The sequence below is a fragment of the Spirochaeta thermophila DSM 6578 genome (assembly GCF_000184345.1).
Classification (GTDB): Bacteria; Spirochaetota; Spirochaetia; order Winmispirales; family Winmispiraceae; genus Winmispira; species Winmispira thermophila.
In genome coordinates this window covers 1-16363 of sequence record NC_017583.1, presented here as the reverse complement: position 1 = coordinate 16363, position 16363 = coordinate 1, and the positions used below count along the sequence as shown (strand labels likewise).

Below are 16363 nucleotides of genomic sequence, written 5' to 3'. Positions count from 1 at the left end.
AAGAGAAAATGCCCTTCCCTTTCTCCGGCTAGAAATCATCGAGTCCGGAGAAATCAAGCGTTGCGAAATAATCGTCGACCGTCTCGGCCCTCCGGATGCATACCGCCGATCCATCCTCTCTCAGGAGAATCTCGGCGGAGCGGAGTTTCCCGTTGTAATTGAAACCCATGGCATGGCCGTGGGCACCCGTATCATGGATGACGATGATGTCTCCAGGCTCGATCGGAGGGAGCGCTCTGTCGATGGCGAACTTGTCGATGTTCTCGCAGAGACTTCCCACCACGTCGTAGACGTCCGAAGGCGGAACGTCTTCCTTTCCGAGGACCGTGATGTGGTGGTAGGCACCGTACATCCCCGGTCTCATGAGGTTCGCCATGCACGCATCCACACCGATGAAGCGCTTGTAGGTATGCTTCCTGTGGATCGCCCGCGTGATCAGAAACCCGTGGGGGCCCGTCACCATCCTCCCGTTCTCCATCACGATTCGTGCAGGGTAGAGGCCTCTCCTCACGATCATCTCGTCATAGGCGGCCTTGATCCTCCGAGAAAGCTCGTAGAGATCCACCGCTTCCTGATCCGGCCTGTAGGGTATACCGATACCTCCCCCCATGTTGATGAACTCTATATCGACTCCCACCTCCTCCTTCACCTCCGCGACGAGGGAGAAGAGGAGCCGTGCGGTGTCCTCGAAATAGTCCACATTGAGCTCGTTCGACACCACCATGGTATGGAGGCCGAACCGTTTCGCCCCCTTCTCCTTGAGGAGACGATATCCCTCTATGATCTGCTCCCGCGTGAACCCGTACTTGGACTCCTCAGGATGCCCGATGATGGCATTCCCCTTCTTGAGTGGCCCCGGGTTGTAACGCATGCATATGAATTCGGGTATTCCCACATGTGCTTCGAGATAGGAGATGTGGGTGATATCGTCGAGATTGATACGGGCCCCCAGATCCCACGCCTTTTGGTATTCCCAATACGGCGTATTGTTCGAAGTGAACATGATCTCCTCACCCGAGAGCCCCACCTTCTCAGCGAGGACCAGTTCGGGCAGAGAACTGCAATCCGCACCCATCCCCTCCTCCTTGAGGATCTTGAGTATATAGGGGTTGGGAAGGGCTTTCACCGCAAAAAAGTTCTTGAATCCGCCGGGAACCCAATCGAAGGCCTCGTAGAGCCTTCGCGCCGTCTCCCTGATACCCCTTTCGTCGTAAAGATGAAAGGGAGTAGGGAATTCCTCTATCAGCCGTTCCATCTGGTCCTTCGAAAAAGGGAGCACTTTCTGCATGGCCTTCCTCCGATCCCTCAGTTGAAGAGCGAGACATCCTTTCCTGTATAGTAACGAAGGACGGTCTCGAAGGCTAGCCGTTGTCCCTCCAGGAAGGCCCGCTCCTCCTGGGACGAGGATCGTTCGTGCTCGAGGAGGAGGCGGATGATCTCCACCTCGAGAAAGGAGGAGAGGCTCTTCTTGCTTCCCAGGAGAGGTCTCGCCGGGACTCCTCCCGGCTCAGGATGTTCGTCGCCTCCCTCCTCCTGGAAGAAGACCAGACATCCAAGAGCCTCATCCCTGTCACTGTAAAAGGGAGCAATGTCGAGGATCACAGAGACCCTCCGTGCATCCTCTCGGAGCAGTACCGCACGAGTCCTATGGCGGGTCTTCGACTCAATGATCTCCTTGAAGGGGGGCTCATGGAGGATGTCCTCTGTCTCCTCGAACAGGGGGACCGCCTTGCTGAAAGGAAGACCCTGGATCCTTTTCGCCTGGCTGAGGAGGAAACCCTCCGCCCCTGAACTCACATATCGGATCCTTCGCTCCACGTCCACGACCACGAACGGCACGTGCAGATTCTGAAGGAGTGCCTTCATCCACACCCTCGTCTCAAAGAGCTCTCTGTCCTTCTTGTACTTCGAGAGAGCCATCCTCACCGCCACCTTCAACTGATGGGGATGAAAGGGTTTGAGTATATAGGCATAGGGAAAGGTCTCTTCCGCACGCATGAGGAGGCCCGGCTCGGAATACGCCGTCAGATAGATGACGGGGACGAACCGCTCCTCCTGGAGTCTCCGAGCCACTTCGATCCCGTCGATCCCTGCCCCAAGGTTGATATCCATGATCAGGATATCGGGAAGCACCTGTTTCGCGAGCCGGACCGCCTCCTCCCCCGAATAGGCGGTATGGACACCGGAGATACCGAGCCTCTCGAGCTCCTCTCTCACCTGAAGGGCGATGACCGCCTCGTCCTCCACCACGAGAATCGTCACACCTTCCATCAGATATGTACTATACCCGAAACTTCGACAGATCGCAACAAAACTCTTACCAGGAAAACCGCGTGCCGAACCAGAAATAGTGGTTCGCCGCCTCCCGACCCTCTTCCAAATCCACGTTCCAGATGTACTCATACGTGTAGCCGCCTTCCAGCTCCAGCACGCCGTGGAAGGCCGGAACCTTATAGGAAAGCTGCTGTGTGATCTGGAGGGTCTTCTCGATCACCTCCTGTGTGAGGAAGCGGGTGGGTTGTGCATCGAACGTGGGATATCCGTCCTCGGTGTACCCGTCATCGAAGATACTCCCATCCCCCGGCTCCACGTTCTCATAACCTTCGGAGGCGTTCCCATGGCGGATGAAACGCAGGGAAGGGATCCATCGAAGGGAAGACACAGGGGTAAGAACCGCCTTGACCTGGATTCGATCAGAATTGGGAGGGAGAGCGGGACCGAGGTTCACCCCATCGTGCGTGTAGTTGAGGTAATTCACATCGGAGGAATCCCTATGGGTGTACATATAGGGGGTTATGAGAAGATAGTCGAGCGAGATCCCTGCGAGGAAGGGGGTGAAGGCGCTCCACTGGAGACCGGCCCGTAGGGAGGCCTTGTAGAGGGTGTTGAAGTTGAATTCCACGAGATCGTAGAACTCCGCATCGTCCACGTACACCTCGAGGGTCGCCTTTATCCCGTGCGGCAGCCTGGCCGCCAGGGAAAGACCGAAGAGCGAATTGTCGGGAGCCCCGGCGTAGATCTGCTGATAGGTGAGCTGCGAGAGAGGAAGGAAGTAGTAGAGATCGAACTCAGGACCCCATATCACCGTCTCCCATATCCCGAACGAGAGCCACGGGAAGATCGGAATGGAGAGGCCTTGGAGACGAAGATGTTTCCCCCTGCAGCTCCCGGCCCCCTCGTTGTCGGTGGCGACGAGCTCCATATAGAGCCATGTATAGGTGAACCAGGGAGTCCTCCACACGAGATCGAAGCGTGGTGCGTGGGGAGCGTCCTGGGAGATCACGATCCCCTCCTCGTCCCACACCCCGTAGCTGCTCCTCATGAGCCCCGCCTGAAAGAAGAGATCGGACGAGCCCAAGGTGACCGCCGAATGGATACTCTGTTTCACGTAGTACGTCCTCTCCCCGATCTCGAAGTCCGAGGAGTCCGCCACCAGATCCATCTGCAGAGTCTCGTACGAGGAGAGTGCCATCCCTTCCATGAGGAGATCTCTCCTGGGGGGGCGGGCAAGAGCGAGCGAGGCTCCTTCCTGCTTGTCCACCAGATAGAGGCCCCAATCGGCGAGGATCTCGACCCCAGAGGCGGGGTACATCCGGGCATCGATTCCTCCTCCTCCGATCCCGAAGAATTCCCCGGATGCATTCATGCGGAGATCGACCCCACCGGAGCCCTCAATGGAGGTTTCCGTGCCGACCTGGTCGAGGTACTGGAGTGCCCGCTCCCTTACGAGCCCGGTACTCCGATCCACCACCTGGGAAAGCAGTTCGCGGAGCACGGTTTCGGGATAGGGTTTGAGGGGAGGAAGGTGATCCACATACCCCGCTCCCTCGCACAGGGCGAGAAACGTGTAGATCTCGTCAGCAGGATCGAGGCCCGGGGATGCCGAACCGAGGAATCCCACACCAACCAGGAGCCACACCACCGTCCAGAGTCGTCTCATGGAGAATCCTCCTCCCACAGCCTATACAAAAAGGGGGATAGATGAAAAGCCAGGGCCTTCACCCTCTCCTTCCAGAGGACTCCATACCACCGCACCGTATCGTCTGTCGGGGGCACTGAAGAAAGTTCGAGTCCGATCTCCACCTCCTTGCCCAGAACCCTCTCAAACACGAGGAGCGTCCTCCAGGCGTGATACCAGTCGGTCACGATGAGGATCTTTGAAAGACCTCTCTCCGAGAGGAAGGACTTGGTGATCCTCGCGTCCTCATAGGTAGAGGCAGAACCCTCCGCACCTATCACGATCGAGAAGGGAGGATTCGAGGCGGAGACATCCTCTAGATATTCGCGATTGTCTTCCAGAAGTACGCAGGGAATGAAGACCAGGGAAATCCCCTCTTTTTCGGCGATCTCGACCCCCTTCTTGAACCTCCGTATGATCTCTCCCTCGAGCGCCACCACCGCCTGAGGGGCTTCTACCCTGGCCGTCACCGCGAAATCTTCGAGACGGAGAGGCATCCTCAGAGCAAAGGGGATGAGCACGAACCCTACATACAGGAGCACACCCAGGAAGGGAACCACACACATCGACCTCCTTCCGCAGGAGGCCGATGTGCACGCCTCCATACTCACATTCCGACTGCGCGCCGTATCTCCTCCACCTTGTCCACCCGTTCCCAAGGGAACTCCTCTCTTCCAAAGTGTCCGTACACCGCCGTGGCCCTGTAGAGAGGGCGCCGGAGATCGAGAGCCCGGATGATCCCTTCGGGAGAGAGGTCGAAGACCTCGTCTATCGCCTCCTCGAGAGCCCTATCGGAGACCTTCCCGGTTCCGAAAGTATCCACCATGATGGAGACCGGACGGGGGACTCCTATGGCATAGGAGACCTGGATCTCGCATCGTTGCGCGAGTCCCGCCGCCACGATGTTCTTCGCTATATAGCGGGCCATATAGGCGGCCGAACGATCCACCTTGGTGGGATCCTTTCCTGAAAAGGCTCCCCCACCGTGGCGGGCCATCCCTCCGTACGTGTCCACCATGAGCTTCCTTCCGGTGAGGCCCGTGTCTCCGTGGGGACCTCCTATGACGAAACGCCCCGTGGGATTGATGTAGTAGACCGTCGCCTCATCGAGAAGTCCCGTGGGTTCGAGCACCGGCCTGATGACCTGATCGATGAGGACCGTTCTGATCTCTTCGTATTCCAATCCGTCGTCGTGCTGATGGGAGAGCACCACGGCGGTGATTCGCTTCGGGGTCCATCCCTCGTATTCCACCGTGACCTGGCTCTTGGCATCCGGCCGCAGCCATGGGATCACCCCCTCTTTACGCAGTCTCGCCGCATGCTGGAGGAGTCTGTGTGCGCACATGATGGGCATGGGCATGAGTTCCGGTGTCTCGTCGCAGGCGAATCCGAACATCATCCCCTGGTCCCCAGCCCCTCGTTCCTTGAACAGGCCGATCCCCTCCAGCACACCCTGAGCGATATCGGGACTCTGCTTCTGCAGCACATTCACCACACTCATACTCCTGTAGTCGAGCCCGTATTCCGCCCTGTCGTACCCTATCTCCTTCACCACTTCACGCACGAGCTCCTGCACGTCGATGCGCGCCTGGGAGGCGATCTCCCCACCCACGAGCACCATGCCGGTGGTGGTGAAGACCTCGCAGGCCACCCTGGATTCGGGATCCTGGGCGAGACATGCGTCGAGCACGGCATCACTCACCTGATCTGCGATCTTGTCCGGATGCCCTTCGCTCACCGATTCCGAACTGAAAAGATATCGCCTCAGACTCATGACCTCTCCCTTCCTGGTTTCGTCGCTAGTACCGGTAGTGCTCCGGCTTGTACGGCCCGTCCTCGGGTACTCCGATGTAGGCCGCCTGCTCCGGAGTGAGCCTGGTGAGTTTCACCCCCAGCTTCTCCAGATGGAGCCGAGCCACTTCTTCGTCCAGTTCCTTCGGAAGACGATACACCCTTCGCTCGTACCGCCGCCGGTTCCGCCAGAGATCCATCTGGGCGAGGACCTGGTTGGTAAACGAAGCGGACATCACGAAGGCCGGATGTCCGGTCGCACATCCGAGGTTCACCAGCCTCCCATCGGCGAGGACATAGATGGAATGGCCATCCGGGAAGGTATAGCGATCCACCTGAGGCTTCACCGCGGTTCTCACGATATCGGAAGCGGCCTTGAGGCCCGCCACATCGATCTCCGCATCGAAGTGTCCGATGTTGCACACGATCGCCTGATCCTTCATCCTCGCCATGTGATCCACCGTGATCACGTGCACGTTCCCGGTGGCGGTCACATAGATATCGGCGATACCGAGGGTCTCCTCCACCGTCGTCACCTGATATCCCTCCATCGCCGCTTGGAGGGCACAGATGGGATCCACCTCGGTCACGATCACCCTCGCGCCGAAGGCCTTGAGGCTCTGGGCGCACCCCTTCCCCACATCGCCATAACCACACACCACGGCCACCTTGCCTGCGATCATCACATCCGTGGCCCTCTTTATCCCGTCGATGAGGGATTCCCGGCATCCATAGATATTGTCGAATTTGCTCTTGGTGACCGAATCGTTCACATTGATGGCGGGGACCAACAGTCTGCCCTGTTCCTGCAACATGTAGAGTCTGTGAACACCGGTGGTCGTCTCCTCTGAGACACCCTTCCACCGCTCCACCACTTTATGCCAGTGGTGCGGATCCTCCTTATACACCCGCCTGAGGAGAGCCTTCAAGGCCCGTTCGTCTTCCGACTGCGAGGGCTCATCCACCCACCTCGACCCCTCCTCCAGTTCGTATCCCTTGTGGATCATGAGGGTCGCATCCCCCCCGTCATCCACCACGAGATCGGGTCCTCCCCCGTCCGGAAAGGTGAGCGCGTTGAGGGTGCACTCCCAATACTCCTCGAGGGTCTCTCCCTTCCATGCATACACAGGAATCCCTGCCTTCGCCACAGCAGCCGCTGCATGATCCTGCGTGGAGTAGATGTTGCAACTCGCCCAGCGTACTTCAGCCCCCAGGAGACGAAGCGTCTCGATGAGTACGGCGGTCTCCACGGTCATGTGGAGCGACCCGGAAATCCTTGCTCCCGCGAGAGGTTTGGCGTCCCCGTACTTCTCCCTGAGCGCCATGAGCCCAGGCATCTCCTTCTCCGCCATCTCTATGGCGGCCCTTCCCGCCTCCGCGAGTCCTATCTCCTTCACCCGGTAGGGATCATGGGTTCCTATCATTGTTTCCCCCTGAAAAGTATTCGTCCCACACCTTCATAGACGAAACCCGTCTTCCTGGCCCGTTCAGGATCGAGCACGTTCCTCGTGTCGAGGATCTTCCTCTCTCTCATGAGCTCCGCGACCCGCTCGAGGTCGAGATTGCGGTACTCATTCCACTCGGTACAGATGAGGACTAGATCGGCCCCACGTGCGGCCTCATACTCGTTCTCCGCGTACTCGATGGAAGGCACGAGGCGCCTGAAGTTCTCCATGGCGAGGGGATCGTGCGCACACACCACCGCCCCTTCCTCGAGCATGGCCCGGATGATAGGATACGCCGGTGTCTCACGTACATCATCGGTTTCTGCCTTGAAGGCGAGTCCCAGCACGGCTATGCGACGACCTTCGAGGGAGCCTCCCAGGAGTCGCTTCGCCTTCTCGACCATCCTCATTCTCTGGGCCTCGTTCGCTCGGATCACCTCCCTCACGAGCGAGAGATCCACCCCGTACCGCTCTCCGATCTTCACCAGGGCCTTCGTGTCCTTCGGGAAGCAGCTGCCTCCGAATCCCGGTCCCGGATGGAGGAATTTCGGACTGATCCTCCCGTCCATCCCCATCGCTTTGGCGATCACATGGACATCGGCTCCCACTTCCTCCGCGAGATTGGCTACCTGGTTGATAAACGAGATCTTGGTGGCGAGGAAGGCGTTCGCCGCATACTTGATGAGCTCCGCAGTCTCCCAGGAACACCACACGAAGGGCGTCTCTATGAGGTAGAGCGGGCGGTAGATCTCGTGCATGACCTCCTTCACCCGCTCGTTCTCGTACCCTATCACCACCCTGTTCGGATGGAAGAAGTCCTGAATGGCCTTTCCCTCCCTGAGGAACTCGGGATTCGAGACCACATCGAAGAGCCGGGGATCGACCATCCGTGAGAGCTCTTCATGGATCCATCGGTTCGTTCCCACGGGCACCGTGGACTTCGTCACCACCACCAGATAATGATCTATCAGGGGGGCCAGTTCCTCGAGGACCGCCTCTATCTGGGAGAGATCCGCTTCCCCGTTCTCCTTTTCAGGAGTTCCCACGGCAAGGAAGACCACTTCCGCATCCCGGAGGGCCTCCTTCATGCTGGTGGTGAACGAGAGCCGCCCCGCGGCGAGATTCTCCCTCAGGTAGTACTCGAGTCCCGCCTCATAGATCACCGGATCCCCTGCGGAAAGCCGGGCGACCTTCTCGCGATCGATGTCCACCCCCACTACGTGGTTGCCGAAATCGGCGAGCCCCACACACGTGGTGAGGCCCACATACCCGGTCCCCACCACCGCTATCTTCATAGGCATGAGCACTCCTTTCGATGAGAGGCGAGCGTGCGGAGCTCACTCCTCCTCTTCCACATACTTTCGATAGTCATCCGCGGAGAGGAGTTCATCCAGTTCAGCCGGATCGGTGGGCTGGACCTTCACGAGCCACCCCTCCTCGAAAGGCGACGTATTGAGGAGATCCGGCCTCTCCTTGAGGGTCTCGTTGATCTCCACGATCTTTCCCGAGACCGGCATGTGCACATCGCTCGTCGTCTTCACGGATTCCACCACCCCGAAGGCCTCACCCCTCTTTTTCACCACACCTACCTCGGGAAGTTGGACGAAAACCACATCCCCAAGGCTGTCCTGGGCATAGTCGGAGATACCGCACACCACCACATCACCTTCACGCCGGGCCCACTCATGGGTCCTCGCATATCGCACGTCGTCTCTGAATTCCATATCCGCCCTCCTTCAGCGTTTTTGGTCAGTATAGTACACTCTCACCTGTTTGATGAGCCCCTCTCCCTCACTCTTCGTCGCCACACCTGGAATGCCGCTTATGGTGGTGTGGATGAGCCTCCTCTCGAAGGGATTCATCGGCTCGAGCAACACGGATCGCTTCGTCCTCTTCACCTTGTACCCTACCCTCTTGGCGAGCTGGACGAGCTGTTCCTGGCGACGTTCCCTGTAGTTCTCGGCGTCCAACACCACCCTCACTGAACTCCCCCCGTCACGGGAGGCGATCACATTGGCCAGCACCTGGAGGGCATCAAGGTTCTTGCCCTTCTTTCCGATGAGAATGTGCGAATACTCCGATTCGAGTACCAGGACGAGCTTTTCTTCCGATCGCTCCTTCACCTTCACCCTCGAAGGGAAGCCCATCCGCTCGGTGATCCCTTCCAGGAAAGCCACCAAGTGTCGTTCGAGTCCGGCCTGCGGAGCCCCTCCACGCCCCCCCTTCAATTTCGCATCGCTTCCATCCGGCACGTGAACCCTGATCACCACCCTTCCAGGTCGGAAGAGCCTGGGCTTCTGCTCCTCCACAATCTCCACGTCGAACTCCTCCCTCACAAGCCCCAGGCTCTCTATCGCCCGTTGCAAGGCCTCCTGCTCGGTTCTGCCTTCAAATTCCTGTACCATATGAGATCTCCTTAGTCTGAGGTTTTTCGCTTCATCACTCTGTTGATGTAGAGCTGTTGGGCTATGGTAAAGATATTCATGGCCACCCAGTAGACGAGAAGCCCCGCGGGCGCATTGTACAGGATAAAGAGGAACACCACCGGGAGGACATACATGAAGAGTTGATTCTGTGACGATGAGGAGGCGCCTTGCGTGATCTTAGTGGAGATGATCTGGGTGACCACGAGGATGAGCGGAAGGAGCCGGATATCGGTCCATCCCAGGAGAGGAAGAGGGGTATCGAAGTGGAATACGCTCTCCGGTACCGAAAGGTCATCGATCCATCCCGGGATGAACGTCGCCCCCCGAAGGTCGAAATGGGAACTGAAGAGACCGTACATGGCGAAAAATATGGGTATCTGGAGGAGGAGAGGGAGACACCCCCCCAGGGGATTCACCCCTTCCTTCTGATAGAGGAGCGCGAGTTCCTGGTTCATCCGCTGGGGATCATCCTTGTAGCGATTCCTGACTTCCTCCATCTTCGGCGCGAGCTGCTGCATCTTACTCGCCGACTCATACGACTTGTGGGTGAGGGGAAAGAGGAGGATCTTCACAAAGAGCGTGAGAAGGATGATGGCCACCCCATAGTTCGGGATGAGCCGGAAGAAGATCTGCAGGAAGAACTTGAGGATCCCTTCGAGCCATCCCAGAAGAGAGGTATCGACCACCTTTTCGAGGTGGAGCTCCGAGAGACCGGCGCTGTTCTCGTTCTTCTTGTTGTATTTCGAGAGTTCCCCGCTGATCTTTGGCCCCACGTAGAAACGATACAGATCGGTGATCCGTGCGCTCCTCGCCGCCGGTCTGTAGAGGTAGACGGTCGATCCCAGTGGGAGATCACCCTCGGCTACGGTGGAAAAGGCCACATCATACTGCGGCAAGAGAGGAATCGCGATGAGGGTGAAGTACTTCCCCGAGATGGCGACCCATGTGGGATCACCCTCCTCGAGTTCGGAGATCTTCCCGGGATCGAGGCGAACCTCCTTCCTCTTGCCGTTGAGGAAATAGAAGAACTTCCTGTACTCGCCGTAACGATCGAGGGCTGCGAACGGAGGACCTATCTGGGGACCGGTGTCAAGCGTGTACATGACGCCCTCGAAGTTCAGAGGAAGGGAGCTGTTCTCGGAGTTGACGAGTTCCACCTCGAGGTCGAAGAGATACTCCCCGGGATAGAACCGATACCTCTTCGTCACCCTGAAAGGAGGGAGCCCGCCGAGCCGCACATCCTGAAAAAACTCGACCGTCCGTTCGTCCGGCCTCCTCACCTGGAACGGCACGTGGAGGAGGAGATCCCCTTTCCCTATCGAGAGGGAAAAGGCGTTCCGCCCCCCTTCGGGGCGATAGACCATCTCGACACTCTCTTCCCCATCCCTGTGGGTGAGGAGCTTGAGCGACCGCACCGTCCCCCCTCTGGAGGAAAACACCACCTCCATGAGCGGGGAGCGGTAGACCACCTCACGATCCTCCGCGGGGAGGAGCGCCTCCACGGAAAGGCCGGAAGGAAGTCCCTCCGAGAGGAGAGACGAGCCTTCCTGTGAGGAGGTCGCCTGAGGTGTGGGTGTCTCTGAAAGGACTTCCTCTTCCACAGGGGTGGGGACCTGAGGAACCTGCGACATGAAAAGCATCTGATTGATCACTGCGCTTGCAATGATCACCACGGCAGAAAGGATCACTGCGATCACCACATTTCGTTCCATACTCGATATACTCCTCTCTTAGGGCACTGGATCGTATCCACCAGGATGGAAAGGATGACACTTGCTTATACGCTTTATCCCCAGAGACAGTCCCTTCACCAGGCCGTACTTCTCGAGCGCCTGGATGGTATAGTGGGAACACGTGGGATAGAACCTGCAACGGGAAGGAAATGCAGGGGAGACAAACCGTTGGTAGAGTCTGATGACGAGGACGAGAAGCTTCCTAGGAAATGCGATCCATCTCACCCACCAGCTCTGCCGCTTTGAGAAGGGAGCGGAACTGCTCCATCCGTGCTTCATATAAATAGTCTCCGGGAAAGAGAATGAGCGCCAGATCATATCCGGGAGGTAGAAGGTCCTTCTGGAGGCGAACGCACTCCCTCGCCACACGCTTGAGACGATTACGTTCCACCTTACTTTTTATGCTCCTGGGGACCACAAACAGGATCCTACAGTAGTCACGTCCATTCTCGATGAACGTGAGACCCGCACCCTTTACTCTAACCTTCCGTCCCTCAAGAAACAGGCGCTGAATATCCTTAGGCCTTGCGAGGCGCTCTTTCTTAGTAAGGCTTCTTTTCATCTGAGACGGTGAGTTTCTTTCTTCCTTTCGCCCTTCTCCTCTTCAGGACGAGACGTCCACCCTTCGTCTTCATGCGGGCACGGAAACCGAACTTCCTCACTCTCTTCACCCTGCTGGGCTGATACGTCCTCTTCATAAAGGTATATCCTCCACTCCAAATGGAAATATCATTCGACCTGGTCGTTCAAGTATAAAAACACGAAGAGATCACGTCAAGGCGCGGCGGGAGAGGGTCTTTCTCAATCGCTCAAGGGCCTCCCTCAGATGAGGGTCCTTTATCCGCTCGGTCTCCGTCGCATGGATCTCCTCGACCTCCACCGGTTCCGTTCCCTCGGAGGACTGCGTACGAACCTGGTCCTGTGAGGACCGAGGGGTCATCGTGGGCTCCACCCGAAACTCGAGGCGGCGTATCCCCAGCGAGGGGAAGTCTCTCTGTAATCGAGAGAGTATATACCTTTCTTTGAAGTGTACTTCGGCGAGCCATGCCGGGTGATCGACGACGACTTTCACGACACCTTTCTCTACGTCCTGGATCCTGCAGTGGTACGCGAGACGTTCTCCGAGGATCCGTCTCCACATGTGAAAGAAACGAAGATACATTTCACCCTGCTCGGGGGCGATATGGGAGAGAAGAGCGCGCACGAGTTCACTGGCTCGTTTCATCCGGAAAGATCCGTCCTTCGACTACATGATACACCAGACTCCTTCCTCCTCCAAGTACCTGGAGGATGGGCTCTTCAGGAAGGAACGTGAAGAAACTCTGTCTCCCATGAGGAATCATTTCTACGACCCGTCTTCGCTTCAACGGATCGAGCTCGAGGAGCACATCATCGAAGAGAAGGATGGGGGTCTTGCCCGTACTCTCCCTCACATATGTGGTCTGCGCCACCCTGAGCAAAAGGGAGAGCAGACGTATCTCTCCTGTGGAAGCATAGTCGGGGACGGGATGTCCGTTCATGGTAAAAACGAGCCTGTCCCTGTGGGGACCGCGCCGCGTGAACCCCACCATCAGATCCTGCGTGCGCTCACTCCTGAGGATCCGCATCAACTCCTCTTTTCCGTCTCCCCTCAATGAAGGACGGTACGAGACATCGAACACGTTCCCTGAGAATCCGAACTCCTCGCACGTACTCCGAAGGATCGAAGAAAAGGCATCCATCATTCGCTCGCGTTTTACCGTGATCTGATGAGCGATGTCGGCAAGTTGGTCGTCGTACACTTCCAAAAGATCCTCCCGTGCTTCCTTGAGGGCCTCGTTCCGAGAGGTGAGTATCCTGTTGTACGTCCTGAGAGAGTCGAGAAAGAGAGGATCCACCAGGGTGAGGATCTGGTTCATGAACTGCCTATGGAGGAGCGGCGACCCTACCACGAACTGGATGTCGTCGTGCGCGAATACGATACATGGAGAAATGGAAAACAGTTCCTTCCTGTTCGCTATCTTCTTCTCGTTGAGGAATATCTCCTTGGAGGTGGGACCTATCTCCACGAGTATGGGGAGTATGTATCCTTCCTCGGTTCTGAATTCTCCATGGATCCTGCAGGAGCTCCGTCCCCTCGTTATCAGAACGGTATTCTGTCGTGTACGGAACGAAACACCATAGCAGAGAAGGTAGACGAGTTCGAGAATATTCGTCTTTCCCTGACCGTTCTCGCCGACAAACACGACCACAGGGGCTCCCACGTCGATCGTACCCGTGACGATATTGCGGAACCCCTCCGAACCGATGGTGAGGAACATATCCTCAATCGAGTTGCATAGGCATGACGATGTGGAAGAACTCCCTCTCCGGCACCGGCCGGACCGTGATGGCTCGACTCGGCTCGGTAAAGGCGATCTCGACCTGTTCCTCTGTCATGACCTTGAGCGGTTCGAGAAGGTAGAGGTAGTTGACGGCGATGGTCACCTCTTCGTCGGCGTACTGCGCGGGGATCTCTTCTTGTGCCACCCCGAGATCGGTCTCCTCGGACCTCACCACGAGCACCCCCTCTTTCACCGTGAGGAAAACCCTCCGTGACTTCTGTTCGACGAGGAGGGACACCCTTCTCAGAGCCTCGAGGAACTCCTCTCTCTGGAGTGTAAATGAATGCGCCTGCTGTTCAGGTATGACCCGCCTGTAGGCGGGGAAATTTCCCTCTATGAGGTTGCTCGAGAGGTAGACATCACCGTATCTGAGGAACACATGTTTCTCCCCGATCGCGAAATCGACCATACCCTCACCGGGGAGTAGTTTCCTCGCAAGATGGAGGATCTTCGGCGGGATGATAACTCCATTGAAATCCGGAACACCACCATCAACCTCTTTTTCGATATAAGCGAGTCTCCGTCCATCGGTGGCCACCATTGTGAGCCCTTTCTCTCCCTTCTCGACGAACACTCCGTTCATGAAGTACCGGGTCTCATCATCCGACACGGCGAAGACCGTATGGGATATCATTTCGAGTAGATCACTCTGAGGTATGGAGAAGTACGAATCTCCATGGAGAGGCATCTCGGGATACTTGTCGGGAGAGATGGTTTTCAATGTGAAATTGATTTTCTTGAAGACGGTTCTTATGTGGAGGGAGTCGTGCTCATCGAGCTCGAATTCGACCGCTCCAGAGGGGAGTGACCTTAGGATACCGAGTAGTTTGTCACAGAAGACCGTGGTGGCACCTTCCCTCGAGACCTCCACAGGGCTGCTCGTTTCGAATCCCACCTTGAGATCCGTGGCCCTGATGGTGAGCTTGGAGTCCTTCGCCACCAGGAGGACGTTCGCGAGTATCGACAGGGCATTTTTCGACGCGATGATGTCCTGCGCGAGTGAGATATCCTTTATGAGTTCATCTCGTTCACAGGTGAATTTCATGACACTCTCCTTTCTATAAGATATAAATTCTAGTAGTCGTAATAGTAGAGGGCGGAGAATTGTGGAAAATGGTGTATCCTTTTATATTGGAATAAAAAACAATTCTTTTTTTCATCTCCCTTTTTCCACCGTCTGTCCAGTTTTCCACCCGTCTCGAGATTATATACAGGAATTCCATAAAAATACCACCTCTTATTTCGTACCCTCCTGGACCTCTCTGATGAGCTGGGCGATGATGGTATCGAGGGTAGGATCCGTCCTCATCTTCGATTCTATCTTCTGTATGGCATACATTACGGTGGTGTGATCCCTGCCGCCGAAGTATTCCCCTATCTCCGTAGTCGAGTATTCAGTAAGTTCCCTTGCGATGTACATGGCGATCTGCCGAGGGAAGACCACCGTCCTGGTCCTCTTCTTGTTTCTAAGGTCGCTCTGCGTGATCCCGAAGTAGTCGGCCACCACCTTCTGTATGAGATCTATCGTGATGTTCGTCTGTTTCGTGGTCGTGAACATGTCCTTGAGCTGTGACTTTGCGATATCGATGGTGATATCCCTATGTACGAGCTCGGCGTATGCGATGAGTTTGGTGAGTGCGGCCTCGAGATCCCTTACATTTGTGGTGACGTGTTCGGCGATGAAGGTGATGACCTCGTCGGGTATATGAATGGGTTTCTGTTCTATCTTTTTTTTGAGAATGGCATACCTGGTCTCGAACGAAGGAGGTTGGAGATCGACATTGAGACCCCGCTCGAACCTGCTCCTGAGGCGATGACTGATGTTCTTCAGTTCGGAGACCGGGCGGTCACAGGTGAACACCATCTGTTTGTTGGCATCGTAGAGCGCATTGAAGGTGTGGAAGAGTTCTTCCTGGGTTTCGGTCTTGTTCATGAAGAAGTGGATGTCGTCGATGAGGAGTACGTCCACGTTTCGGTATTTTGTCTTGAACTTGTGGGTCTCTTTGTTCTGAATCGAGGCGATGAATTCGTTGGTGAATTCCTCCGCAGTGACGTACACCACTTTCAGATTTTGGAATTCCCCATACACCGAGTTGCCAATGGATTGGAGGAGGTGTGTCTTTCCCAGGCCGACGCCTCCATAGATGAGACACGGGTTGTAAGCCGTTCCGGGATTCTTTGCAATCGCGAGTGCTGCGTTCGCAGCGAACGCATTGTTCTCACCGATCACGAAGTTCTCAAAGGTATAGTCTCGACGGAGCTGGGGATGGGGTGGTCTCTCCTTTGGGATTTCCCTTTGGGGGGAGGAAGAGGAAACAGGTCGTTCCTGGGCGAGGGACCTCTTTTCCACCACGAAATCGAGCAGGAGTTTTCTTCCGAGGAGTTCGTAGAACTTGTCTTCTATGAGCCTCTGATACCGCTGCTTGATCTGATCCCGGACGAAAGAGGAAGGGACCCTGATCCTGAGGGTCTCCTCCGATCCGTCGTAGTAGTCCACCTCGAAAAACCAGAGGCGAAACTCCTGTTCGCTGAGGACGCCCCTCAGGAGATTGAGTGTTTCCTTCCATACGATGCTGTAATCCCAGGCGTGTTCCATCTCGTACTCCCTCGCATGTTATCCACAAATTTTCCACATCACATACAGGAA

At 56.5% G+C, this 16363-nt stretch carries 17 protein-coding genes; all 17 read right to left on the bottom strand.

Features of this window, described 5'->3' with window-relative positions:
* Positions 1-28 precede the first annotated feature (28 nt).
* Positions 29-1288, bottom strand: a complete 1260-nt coding sequence (locus SPITH_RS00080) for a diaminopimelate decarboxylase family protein (RefSeq protein ID WP_014623713.1) — start codon at positions 1286-1288, stop codon at positions 29-31.
* A gap of 17 nt (positions 1289-1305) precedes the next feature.
* The gene (locus SPITH_RS00075) at positions 1306-2271 is read right to left on the bottom strand and encodes an ATP-binding response regulator (RefSeq protein WP_014623712.1); all 966 of its coding nucleotides are present in this window, start codon (positions 2269-2271) and stop codon (positions 1306-1308) included.
* A gap of 46 nt (positions 2272-2317) precedes the next feature.
* Positions 2318-3940 carry a hypothetical protein gene (locus tag SPITH_RS12290; protein ID WP_014623711.1) on the bottom strand — a complete coding sequence of 541 codons (1623 nt, stop codon included), beginning with the start codon at positions 3938-3940 and terminating at the stop codon, positions 2318-2320.
* Entirely contained in the window at positions 3937-4524 is a 588-nt protein-coding gene (locus SPITH_RS00065) for a YdcF family protein (RefSeq protein WP_014623710.1), read from the bottom strand. Before SPITH_RS00065 ends, SPITH_RS12290 begins: the two co-directional genes overlap by 4 nt.
* 41 nt (positions 4525-4565) lie before the next feature.
* Positions 4566-5732: a methionine adenosyltransferase gene (gene metK / locus SPITH_RS00060; RefSeq protein WP_014623709.1), complete on the bottom strand. Its 1167-nt coding sequence runs from the start codon at positions 5730-5732 to the stop codon at positions 4566-4568.
* Between the two features lie 25 nt (positions 5733-5757).
* A complete protein-coding gene (gene ahcY, locus SPITH_RS00055; RefSeq protein WP_014623708.1) occupies positions 5758-7173 on the bottom strand; it encodes an adenosylhomocysteinase in 1416 nt (471 codons plus the stop codon).
* Positions 7170-8495, bottom strand: coding sequence for a UDP-glucose dehydrogenase family protein (locus tag SPITH_RS00050; RefSeq protein ID WP_014623707.1), 1326 nt, complete (start codon positions 8493-8495; stop codon positions 7170-7172). The genes ahcY and SPITH_RS00050 overlap by 4 nt, the downstream gene beginning before the upstream one ends.
* A gap of 36 nt (positions 8496-8531) precedes the next feature.
* Positions 8532-8918: a glycine cleavage system protein GcvH gene (gene gcvH, locus SPITH_RS00045; RefSeq protein ID WP_014623706.1), complete on the bottom strand. Its 387-nt coding sequence runs from the start codon at positions 8916-8918 to the stop codon at positions 8532-8534.
* Between the two features lie 12 nt (positions 8919-8930).
* On the bottom strand, positions 8931-9599 hold the full coding sequence (gene jag / locus SPITH_RS00040; RefSeq protein WP_014623705.1) for an RNA-binding cell elongation regulator Jag/EloR: 669 nt from the start codon (positions 9597-9599) through the stop codon (positions 8931-8933).
* Positions 9600-9610: 11 nt separating this feature from the next.
* Positions 9611-11332 carry a membrane protein insertase YidC gene (gene yidC, locus SPITH_RS00035; RefSeq protein WP_014623704.1) on the bottom strand — a complete coding sequence of 574 codons (1722 nt, stop codon included), beginning with the start codon at positions 11330-11332 and terminating at the stop codon, positions 9611-9613.
* An 18-nt stretch (positions 11333-11350) separates the two neighbouring features.
* Positions 11351-11578 (bottom strand): membrane protein insertion efficiency factor YidD, encoded by a 228-nt coding sequence (gene yidD, locus SPITH_RS11870; protein ID WP_014623703.1) that lies wholly within the window; start codon positions 11576-11578, stop codon positions 11351-11353.
* Entirely contained in the window at positions 11556-11915 is a 360-nt protein-coding gene (rnpA, locus tag SPITH_RS00030) for a ribonuclease P protein component (RefSeq protein ID WP_014623702.1), read from the bottom strand. The genes yidD and rnpA overlap by 23 nt, the downstream gene beginning before the upstream one ends.
* A complete protein-coding gene (gene rpmH, locus SPITH_RS00025; RefSeq protein ID WP_013312823.1) occupies positions 11896-12051 on the bottom strand; it encodes a 50S ribosomal protein L34 in 156 nt (51 codons plus the stop codon). Before rpmH ends, rnpA begins: the two co-directional genes overlap by 20 nt.
* Positions 12052-12122: 71 nt before the next feature.
* Positions 12123-12578, bottom strand: a complete 456-nt coding sequence (locus SPITH_RS00020) for a DciA family protein (RefSeq protein WP_014623701.1) — start codon at positions 12576-12578, stop codon at positions 12123-12125.
* Positions 12562-13653 carry a DNA replication/repair protein RecF gene (gene recF / locus SPITH_RS00015; protein ID WP_014623700.1) on the bottom strand — a complete coding sequence of 364 codons (1092 nt, stop codon included), beginning with the start codon at positions 13651-13653 and terminating at the stop codon, positions 12562-12564. Before recF ends, SPITH_RS00020 begins: the two co-directional genes overlap by 17 nt.
* 4 nt (positions 13654-13657) lie before the next feature.
* Complete coding sequence (gene dnaN / locus SPITH_RS00010) at positions 13658-14761, bottom strand: DNA polymerase III subunit beta (protein WP_014623699.1); 1104 nt, start codon at positions 14759-14761, stop codon at positions 13658-13660.
* Positions 14762-14953: 192 nt separating this feature from the next.
* Positions 14954-16312: a chromosomal replication initiator protein DnaA gene (dnaA, locus tag SPITH_RS00005; RefSeq protein WP_014623698.1), complete on the bottom strand. Its 1359-nt coding sequence runs from the start codon at positions 16310-16312 to the stop codon at positions 14954-14956.
* Positions 16313-16363 lie beyond the last annotated feature (51 nt).

Bases quoted from the DNA above. Each gene is read 5' to 3' on its own strand.
- SPITH_RS00080 (WP_014623713.1), bottom strand. From the start codon at position 1,288: ATGCAGAAAGTGCTCCCTTTTTCGAAGGACCAGATGGAACGGCTGATA.
- SPITH_RS00075 (WP_014623712.1), bottom strand. From the start codon at position 2,271: ATGGAAGGTGTGACGATTCTCGTGGTGGAGGACGAGGCGGTCATCGCC.
- SPITH_RS12290 (WP_014623711.1), bottom strand. From the start codon at position 3,940: ATGAGACGACTCTGGACGGTGGTGTGGCTCCTGGTTGGTGTGGGATTC.
- SPITH_RS00065 (WP_014623710.1), bottom strand. From the start codon at position 4,524: ATGTGTGTGGTTCCCTTCCTGGGTGTGCTCCTGTATGTAGGGTTCGTG.
- metK (WP_014623709.1), bottom strand. From the start codon at position 5,732: ATGAGTCTGAGGCGATATCTTTTCAGTTCGGAATCGGTGAGCGAAGGG.
- ahcY (WP_014623708.1), bottom strand. From the start codon at position 7,173: ATGATAGGAACCCATGATCCCTACCGGGTGAAGGAGATAGGACTCGCG.
- SPITH_RS00050 (WP_014623707.1), bottom strand. From the start codon at position 8,495: ATGCCTATGAAGATAGCGGTGGTGGGGACCGGGTATGTGGGCCTCACC.
- gcvH (WP_014623706.1), bottom strand. From the start codon at position 8,918: ATGGAATTCAGAGACGACGTGCGATATGCGAGGACCCATGAGTGGGCC.
- jag (WP_014623705.1), bottom strand. From the start codon at position 9,599: ATGGTACAGGAATTTGAAGGCAGAACCGAGCAGGAGGCCTTGCAACGG.
- yidC (WP_014623704.1), bottom strand. From the start codon at position 11,332: ATGGAACGAAATGTGGTGATCGCAGTGATCCTTTCTGCCGTGGTGATC.
- rnpA (WP_014623702.1), bottom strand. From the start codon at position 11,915: ATGAAAAGAAGCCTTACTAAGAAAGAGCGCCTCGCAAGGCCTAAGGAT.
- rpmH (WP_013312823.1), bottom strand. From the start codon at position 12,051: ATGAAGAGGACGTATCAGCCCAGCAGGGTGAAGAGAGTGAGGAAGTTC.
- SPITH_RS00020 (WP_014623701.1), bottom strand. From the start codon at position 12,578: ATGAAACGAGCCAGTGAACTCGTGCGCGCTCTTCTCTCCCATATCGCC.
- recF (WP_014623700.1), bottom strand. From the start codon at position 13,653: ATGTTCCTCACCATCGGTTCGGAGGGGTTCCGCAATATCGTCACGGGT.
- dnaN (WP_014623699.1), bottom strand. From the start codon at position 14,761: ATGAAATTCACCTGTGAACGAGATGAACTCATAAAGGATATCTCACTC.
- dnaA (WP_014623698.1), bottom strand. From the start codon at position 16,312: ATGGAACACGCCTGGGATTACAGCATCGTATGGAAGGAAACACTCAAT.